This is a genomic window from Actinosynnema sp. NPDC049800 (assembly GCF_040656635.1).
Classification (GTDB): domain Bacteria; phylum Actinomycetota; class Actinomycetes; order Mycobacteriales; family Pseudonocardiaceae; genus Actinosynnema.
In genome coordinates, this window is the sequence record NZ_JBFAMT010000112.1 from 1 (window position 1) to 7,568 (window position 7,568).

A 7,568-nucleotide genomic window follows, 5' to 3' on the forward strand; every position below is an offset into this window, starting at 1 on the left:
ACGACCCCGAACTCCACGGCGGCGCGCAACGACTCACCGACCAAGCCGCAGCCGCTTGATCTAATTCTTGAGGTTGACACTGAGGGTGTCATGGCGTCCCCATCTCGAAGTCCGCGGCGACCGCGGCGTCCAGCCGGGCCGGGTCGAGTCGTCCGTGCAGCCGCCCGTTTACCCGGGCGGCGGGTCCGAGGGCGCAGTTGCCCAGGCAGAACACCTGGCCGAGGGTGACCGCGCCGTCCGCGCTGGTCTGGCCGACCTTCACGCCGTACGCGGCCTCGGCGTGCGCGACCAGGCGCTCGGACCCGACCGACTGGCACGCCTCGGCGCGGCACAGCTGCACCGTGACGCGGCCCGCGGGCTCGCTGCGGAAGTCGCTGTAGAAGGTGACGACGCCGTGCACGTCCGCCCGCGACAGGTTCAGCTCCTTGGCCACCAGCGGGATCACCGACTGGTCGACGTAGCCGAACTCGGCCTGGATGCCGTGCAGGATCGGGAGCAGCGCGCCCCTGTCGCCGCGGTGCGCCTCGATCACGGCGAGCACCCGTTCCACCACGGTCATGTGGCCTCCACTGTCGCTCGCAGACTGTATACCGTATTCAAAACTGTACGCCTCCGGACCCGCCCGCGACAGGCAGCACCTCGACCTCGCCGCCGCCGAACCCGGGCGGCACCACCGCCAGCCCGTCCGCCAACGCCGCGCCCCGCAACGTCCCCGGCCGGTCGTGCCCCACCGGGACGCCCACCCGCCCGGACACCACCACCGGCACCAGTCGCGTGTCGTGCCCGTGCGACCGCACCGCCGCCAACCCGACCGTCCGCGCCGCCGCGGGCTCACGCCCGGACAACGCCTCCACCAGCGGCGCCAGCAACGTGACGCCGGCGGCCAGCGCGGCGAACGGGTTGCCGGGCAGCCCGACCACGCACCGCCCGTCCGGCAGCACGGCCAACACCTGCGGGTGACCCGGGCGGCACGCGACACCGTCCACCCGCACGTCCGCGCGCAGCACCCGCAACGCCTCGTGCAGGTGATCGGCCGGCCCGACGGACGTCGCGCCACCGACCACCACCACGTCCGCGTCGATCTCCCACAACGCCTCGACCAGCGCGCCGGGGAAGTCGGCGAGGTGGGTGGTCCCCGCGTGCCCGCCGCCCGCCGCGCGCACCAACCCGGGCAGCACGGGTCCGATCGCGTCACGCACCCGCCCCGGCCCCGGCGCGCCGGCGGTCACCACCTCGTCACCGGTCATCACGGCGGCGACCCGGGGACGCCGGTGCACGGCGAGGTGGTCGTGCCCGACGCTCGCCGCCAGCCCGAGCACGGCGGGCGTCACCACCGCGCCCGTCGGCAGCAGCAGCTCACCGGCCGGGCAGCTCTCGCCGACCCGCCGGATGTGCCGACCCGGCGCCACGTCACCCATCACCAGCGCGCCGGCGATCTCGGCGTGCTCCACCGGCAGCACGGCGTCCGCACCGCACGGCACGGGTGCGCCGGTCGCGATCTCGACCGCCTGACCACCGTGCAGCGAGCCCGCCACGCCACCTGCCCGCACCCGGCCGACCACGATCCACGGCCCGTGCCCGGCCACCGCGTAACCGTCCATCGCCGAGTTGTCGAACGACGGCACGGCCACCAACGCGCGCAACGGGGACGCCAGCACCGCGCCCAACGCCTGCGCCAACGGCAGTTCCACCACGTCCAGCGGCTTGGCCGCCTGTCGGGCCGCCTGCCTCGCCTCGGTCCAGGGGATGCGCATGGGGTCCGCCCGCCTGAGGGGTGTTCAGGAATGCATACAAGGCGGTAGGCTACTCAATACTGTATACAATCTGCAAGGAGGGTGAGCCTCATGCAGGTGCGTGAAGTCCTCGACGTCTACGGCCGCCGGTACCGCATCGGCGAGTCGGACCACGAGCTGCTGGGCCGGCCGCGGAGCCGGATCGCGTGGCTGAGCGGCATCGCCATGCTCGTCACCGGCACCGCCCAGTACGGGTTCGGCGCCTTGGTGCCCGCGTTGGAGCAGCGGTGGAGCCTGGTCGAGCTGTGCTGGGCGTTCGCGCTCTGGACGGCGTGCCAGGCGGGCATCGCGTTCCCGGCCGCGTGGTTGCGCGAACGCGGCCTGCTGCCACCGCGCCACGCCGTCGTCCTCGGCGCCGTGCTCAGTGCGATCGGCCTGCTCACCCTCTCCGCCGACCACCTGCTGGTCCTCTACCTCGGCTACTCGCTGGTCGGCGGCGTCGGCACCGGCCTGGTCTACGCGACGTGCGTCGGCACCGTCATCCGCTGGTTCCCCGACCGGGTCACCGGCCGGATCGCCCTGGTCACCGGCGCGTTCGCGCTCGGCGGCGTGCCGTTCGCGCTGGCCGCCGGCCTCTGGTTCGACGGGGGCGACCGGACCGCGTTCCTGTCCGTCGCGGCCCTGGTCGTGCTGGTGGTCGTGACCGCGTGCGGCCTGCCGTTGCGCGACCCGCCGCCGAACTGGTGGCCCGCCGACGTCGACCCGCGCCACCGGGAACTCCGCACGCACCGCAGCAACCGCCCCGCCATCCGCCACTTCAAGCCGGGGGAGGCGCTGCGCAGCGGTGTCCTCGTGCCGATGTACGTGACGGTGGTGTTCGCGGCGGCGGTGTCGCTGTTCGACCTGGTGTTCCTGGCGGCCTTCGCGGACGGGACGGTGTTCGCGGCGGTGGGGCCGGCGGTGCTGGCCGCGTCGGCGGGCGCGGGGCGGATCCTCGCGGGCCGGATCTCGGAGGCGATCGGCCGTCGGCTCACGTTGCGGCTGGCGATGGCGACCGGCGGCCTCGCGCAGCTCGTGCTGCTGTTCGGCGGTCAGCGGCAGGACGCCGTCGCCCTGCTGATCGGCGCGGGCGTGGCCGGTCTCGGCACGAGCTGCTGCTACTCGTTGCTGGTCGGACTCGTGCGCGAGTACTTCGGCGAGGGCACCGCGCCGCTCAACTTCGCCGTCATCTACAGCGCCAAGGCCCTCGGCGGCGTCATCGGCGTCGGCCTGGCGTCCCTGGTCGTCGTGTCGCACGGCTACCCCGGCCCGTTCCTCGCCGCCGCGGTGCTGGGCGTGGCGGGCGCGGCGCTGGGCGGGCGGTTCAGCCGGCCGGGACGTCCCCACCGGCTGCTGCCGCGCCCGCGCGAGGCGTCGTGACCACCCGGCTGCCCCGGTTGGCGCCGGGGCGGCACGTCACCCCCGCGCACGGCTGCTGCCTGCTGGAACTGGTGTCCACGCTGGCGGACGAGGAGTGGACCGACCGGCCCGCGACCGTGCACCCGGTGCTGGGTGCCGTCGCCCGCTGCGTGAACGACCTCAGCACGCCGGACGGCCGCCGTGCGCTGCTGGTCTTCGCGGTGCCGTTGATCGGCACGTCCACCGCCCGCCGCACGGACGCCCTGGTCGAGCACTGCCTCCGCGCGGCGGGCCGCCCCCGTGCCCCTTGGACGAGGTGGTGGCCCGCGCTCGCGGTCCACCGCGCGACCAGGGCCGTGGCGCTCGCCGCGGGGGAGCACCGCGACCAGGCCCTGCGCCGCCTGCTGGCCGAGTGCGCCGAGCTGTGCCTCACGACGGAGGAGTGTCCACATGGGACGAGTGACGAGCAGGCGACGGGTAGTGCGCGTGGTGGACGGCGTGGCCGACGCCCGCGCCGACACCCTCACCGTGGAGGAGCCGCTCGAGGTCCGCGTCGGCGGCAAACCGCTGTCCGTGACCATGCGCACGCCGGGTGACGACTTCGACCTGGCGGCGGGTTTCCTGGTCAGCGAGGGCGTGGTCCGCGCCGCGGAGCACATCACCTCGATCCGCTACTGCGCCGGCGCGACCGCCGACGGCGGCAACACCTACAACGTGCTGGACGTCGTGCTTGCGGCCGGCGTGCCACCACCCGACCCGTCGATCGAGCGCAACTTCTACATGACGTCGTCCTGCGGCCTGTGCGGCAAGGCGAGCCTCGACGCGGTGCGCACCAGCGCCACCTGGCCGGTCGCGGACGACCCGCTCACCGTCGACGCCGAGACCCTCGCCGTGCTGCCGGACGAACTGCGCGCCGCCCAGCGGGTCTTCGACCGCACGGGCGGCCTGCACGCGGCCGGCCTCTTCGACGCGGACGGCGAGCTGCTGTGCCTGCGGGAGGACGTGGGTCGGCACAACGCGGTGGACAAGGTCGTCGGCTGGGGCCTGAAGCAACGCGGCCTGCCCCTCGCCTCCACCGTTCTCATGGTGAGCGGCCGGGCGTCGTTCGAGCTGGTGCAGAAGGCGGCGATGGCCGGCATCCCCGTGCTCGCCGCCGTCTCCGCGCCGTCGTCGCTGGCGGTCGATTTGGCCGCGGAGGTCGGCATGACCCTGGTGGGCTTCCTGCGCGGCACGTCGATGAACGTCTACGCGGGCCGCCACCGCCTGGTCGAACGCTGAGGGGTGACCCACGCCACACTCGAAACCTGTCAGGGATCGCGGCGCTGTCCCGTTCAGAGGCCGAGCGAACCGACAGGAGCGTGAACATGAAGCACCGCATCATCGTCCTGGGAGCCGGCTACGCCGGGGGCTACGCCGCCGGACAGCTCGCCCGCCGCCTGCACGCCGACGACGTCGAGATCACCGTGGTCAACGCCGAGCCCGACTTCGTCGAGCGGATGCGCCTGCACCAGCTCGCCGCGGGCCAGGACCTGCGCCGCTACGACCTGGCGGAGCTGTTCGCGGGCACCGGCATCCGCCTGCGACTGGCGCGGGTCGCCGCCGTCGACCCCGAGCAGCGGACGGTCACCCTGACCGGCGGCGACCGGCTCGACTACGACACCCTCCTCTACGCGCTCGGCAGCACCGCCGCCGACCACGGCGTCCCGGGCGTGGCCGAGCACGCCTTCCCCATCGCCGCCCGCCCCGCGGCGCTGCGCCTGCGGCAGCGCCTGGACGAGCTGGACGGCAACGGGACGGTGCTGGTCGTCGGCGGCAACCTGACCGCGATCGAGACCGCCACCGAGATCGCCGAATCCCGGCCCGAACTCGCCGTCACCCTCGCCACCAGCGGCGAGCTGGGCGGCTGGCTCGGCCCGAAGGCCCGCCGCCACCTGCTGCGGGCGTTCGACCGGTTCGGCATCACCGTCCACGAGCGCACCACCATCGACCGCGTCGAGGCAGCGCGGGCCCTCGCCGTCGACGGCACCGCCCTCGCCGCCGACGCCACCGTGTGGGCGGCCGGTTTCGCCGTCCACCCCATCGCCGCTGCCAGCGGCTTGGACGTCACCGACACCGGCCAGATCGTGGTCGACCGCATGATGCGGTCGGTCTCGCACCCCGAGGTCTACGCCATCGGCGACAGCGTCCACGTCATCGGCGAGAACGGCCGGCCGCTGCCGATGTCCTGCGCCTCGGCCGGGTACACCGCCAAGCAGGCGGTGGCCGCGATCGTCGGCGACCTGACCGGTCGCGAGATCCCGAAGACCTCGCTGGCCTACGTCGGCAACCACATCAGCCTGGGTCGGAAGGACGCGATCTTCCAGGTGGTCGACGGCGACGCGCGGTCGAAGACCTGGGCCCTGCGCGGTCGCCCGGCCGCGCGCCTCAAGGCGGCCGTCCTCCGCGGCGCGGCCTTCGGCATGGGCCACCCGACGTTCGGGATGCCCACCCGCAGGCACCGCGTCACCACCGCGCCCGCCCGCGCCACCGAGGCGGTCATCGCCTAGCGTGACCACCATGGACAGCGCGACCGTGGCGCGTTTCGAGGCCAGCCGGGACCGGCTGGCCTCGTTGGCCTACCGCCTGCTCGGCTCGGCCGCCGACGCCGAGGACGCCGTGCAGGACGCGTTCCTGCGCTGGCAGGCCGCCGACCGGGACCACATCGACGTGCCCGAGGCGTGGCTGACCAAGGTGGTCACGAACCTGTCCCTCGACCGGCTCCGCTCGGCGAAGACGCGGCGCGAACGCGCCGTCGGCGCCTGGCTGCCCGAACCGCTCCTCGAGGGCGACCCGATGCTGGGCCCGGCCGACACCTTCGAGCAGCGCGAATCGGTCACCCTCGCGGTGCTGACGCTCATGGAACGCCTGCCACCGGTCGAACGCGCCGTCTACGTCCTGCGCGAGGCCTTCTCCTACAGCCACGCCGAGATCGCCGACATCCTCGACATCACCGAGTCCGCGAGCCAGCAGCACGCCCACCGCGCCCGCCGCCACGTCGCCGCCGGCCGCAACCACGGCGAGGTCGACCGCGCCACCGCGCGCCGGATCGTCGAGGCGTTCATCGCCGCCGCGTCCTCCGGCCAGACCGAACGCCTGGTGGCCCTGCTGACCGACGACGCGACCGCCATCTCCGACGGCGCCGGGCTGACCGAGAAGCTGCTGCGGTACTCCGTCCCCGAACGCGTCGCCGCCGCCATGCGCGCCGGCTTCAAACCGACCCCGGCGAAGCGGAAGCTGGTCGGCGGGAACCTGGAGATCCACGCCGGCCTGGTCAACGGCTCACCGGCCATGATCGCCGTGGTGGACGACCGGGTGGTGGGCGTCGGCGTCCTGGAGGTCCGCGACGGCAAGATCGCGTCCGTCCGGGGCATGGCCTCACCGGCCCGGCTCGGCCGCATCAGCGAGGAGTGGCGACGGCACGAGCACGACGCCCCGCTCCTCGACTCGTGGTGACCGGCGATCACCGCCAGTCGAACTCGCCGTGGATGGCCGTGGCGAAGTGGAGCCCGCCGCCCATGTGCGCGACGTGGCGAACGTCGTCCACGGTGATCGTGAACTCGGCGTACGGGTAGTCCTCCAGCGTCATCGCGGCCAACTTGTCCGCGTACGCGTCCTCGTCGTACTCCTCGTCGTCCTCATCGCCGAAGTCCCACGGCGGCGGCCAGTTCCGCACCTCGCCGAGGCGGTAGTCGGCAATGACCTCACACGCCCGTTCGTAGAACGCGCGGGCATCACGCTCGGTCCGCACGAACGGCCTGCCATCGTTGCCGACCGAGAGCGACGCGACGCCGTACCTCTCCATCAACCCCTGCCTGGCCGCCCGCTTCTCCTCGTGGTCGCGGATCCCGTGCACCGCCCGGATCTCGGCCACCTGCTCCTCCGACAGGTAGACGGGCCTGCCGTGGTCCAACCCCATGAGCAGCTCGAACGACGACTTCAGCCCCGGTTCCTCCACCACGCCGGCCAACTCGTCCAGCTCGAGGTGCAGCCGGTCGTCGGGCAGGTTCCCCTCGCCGGAGGTGAAGAAGTACCCGTGCCGGATCCGGTGCCACACCTCGACGATCATCCGCAACGCGAAGTCCCGACCGGGCGGCACCTCCTCGGCGTCGGGGTTGATGATGTGCACCCGTCCACGCAACGTCGCTCCCGACCTGTCGTCGATCGAGATGCGGTAGGTATCGGTCACTCGCCTGCCCCGTCTTGTCGCTGACCCCCACCCACAACGACGTAACCCACCCCGATCCGGTTCCGCTCGGGTCGGGTCGGAGCGGGTCCACTCGGGTCCGGCTCGATTTGACATGGGGCCCTTACGGGCACCCCAGGCAGGCCAAAGCCGGGCAGGCCTGGCGGAAAAAGCACCCGCCAGGCCTGCCCGGCTTCGTCCAGCCTATGGCACCC

At 73.3% G+C, this 7,568-nt stretch carries 8 protein-coding genes; 4 read left to right on the plus strand and 4 right to left on the minus strand.

Annotated features, from left to right (window positions below; translation table 11 throughout):
• Positions 1-88: 88 nt before the first annotated feature.
• Both AB0I91_RS44340 and AB0I91_RS44345 read right to left on the minus strand, forming a co-directional pair.
• The gene (locus tag AB0I91_RS44340) at positions 89-559 is read right to left on the minus strand and encodes a formate dehydrogenase subunit gamma (protein WP_498773941.1); all 471 of its coding nucleotides are present in this window, start codon (positions 557-559) and stop codon (positions 89-91) included.
• A gap of 37 nt (positions 560-596) precedes the next feature.
• Complete coding sequence (locus AB0I91_RS44345) at positions 597-1,754, minus strand: molybdopterin molybdotransferase MoeA (RefSeq protein WP_499642292.1); 1,158 nt, start codon at positions 1,752-1,754, stop codon at positions 597-599.
• Positions 1,755-1,844: 90 nt separating this feature from the next.
• On the opposite strand from AB0I91_RS44345, the gene AB0I91_RS44350 reads away from it, so the two are divergent.
• On the plus strand, positions 1,845-3,152 hold the full coding sequence (locus AB0I91_RS44350) for an OFA family MFS transporter (RefSeq protein WP_499642295.1): 1,308 nt from the start codon (positions 1,845-1,847) through the stop codon (positions 3,150-3,152).
• Here AB0I91_RS44350 and AB0I91_RS44355 read toward each other — a convergent pair.
• Positions 3,097-3,564, minus strand: coding sequence for a hypothetical protein (locus AB0I91_RS44355; protein WP_498773947.1), 468 nt, complete (start codon positions 3,562-3,564; stop codon positions 3,097-3,099). The two genes, AB0I91_RS44350 and AB0I91_RS44355, sit on opposite strands and share 56 nt — an antisense overlap.
• 17 nt (positions 3,565-3,581) lie before the next feature.
• On the opposite strand from AB0I91_RS44355, the gene fdhD reads away from it, so the two are divergent.
• The 3 genes from fdhD (at position 3,582) to sigJ (ending at position 6,623) form a co-directional block, all read left to right on the plus strand.
• Entirely contained in the window at positions 3,582-4,409 is an 828-nt protein-coding gene (gene fdhD, locus AB0I91_RS44360) for a formate dehydrogenase accessory sulfurtransferase FdhD (protein ID WP_498773949.1), read from the plus strand.
• Between the two features lie 86 nt (positions 4,410-4,495).
• Entirely contained in the window at positions 4,496-5,677 is a 1,182-nt protein-coding gene (locus AB0I91_RS44365) for an NAD(P)/FAD-dependent oxidoreductase (protein ID WP_499642298.1), read from the plus strand.
• 10 nt (positions 5,678-5,687) lie between these two features.
• Positions 5,688-6,623: an RNA polymerase sigma factor SigJ gene (sigJ, locus tag AB0I91_RS44370; protein ID WP_498773953.1), complete on the plus strand. Its 936-nt coding sequence runs from the start codon at positions 5,688-5,690 to the stop codon at positions 6,621-6,623.
• Positions 6,624-6,630: 7 nt separating this feature from the next.
• Here sigJ and AB0I91_RS44375 read toward each other — a convergent pair whose 3' ends face one another.
• The gene (locus AB0I91_RS44375) at positions 6,631-7,356 is read right to left on the minus strand and encodes a hypothetical protein (RefSeq protein WP_499642301.1); all 726 of its coding nucleotides are present in this window, start codon (positions 7,354-7,356) and stop codon (positions 6,631-6,633) included.
• Positions 7,357-7,568: the final 212 nt, after the last annotated feature.

Excerpts from the sequence above, each read along its gene's own strand:
- AB0I91_RS44350 (WP_499642295.1), top strand. The coding sequence starts at position 1,845 with ATGCAGGTGCGTGAAGTCCTCGACGTCTACGGCCGCCGGTACCGCATC.
- sigJ (WP_498773953.1), top strand. The coding sequence starts at position 5,688 with ATGGACAGCGCGACCGTGGCGCGTTTCGAGGCCAGCCGGGACCGGCTG.
- fdhD (WP_498773949.1), top strand. The coding sequence starts at position 3,582 with ATGGGACGAGTGACGAGCAGGCGACGGGTAGTGCGCGTGGTGGACGGC.
- AB0I91_RS44340 (WP_498773941.1), bottom strand. The coding sequence starts at position 559 with ATGACCGTGGTGGAACGGGTGCTCGCCGTGATCGAGGCGCACCGCGGC.
- AB0I91_RS44365 (WP_499642298.1), top strand. The coding sequence starts at position 4,496 with ATGAAGCACCGCATCATCGTCCTGGGAGCCGGCTACGCCGGGGGCTAC.
- AB0I91_RS44345 (WP_499642292.1), bottom strand. The coding sequence starts at position 1,754 with ATGCGCATCCCCTGGACCGAGGCGAGGCAGGCGGCCCGACAGGCGGCC.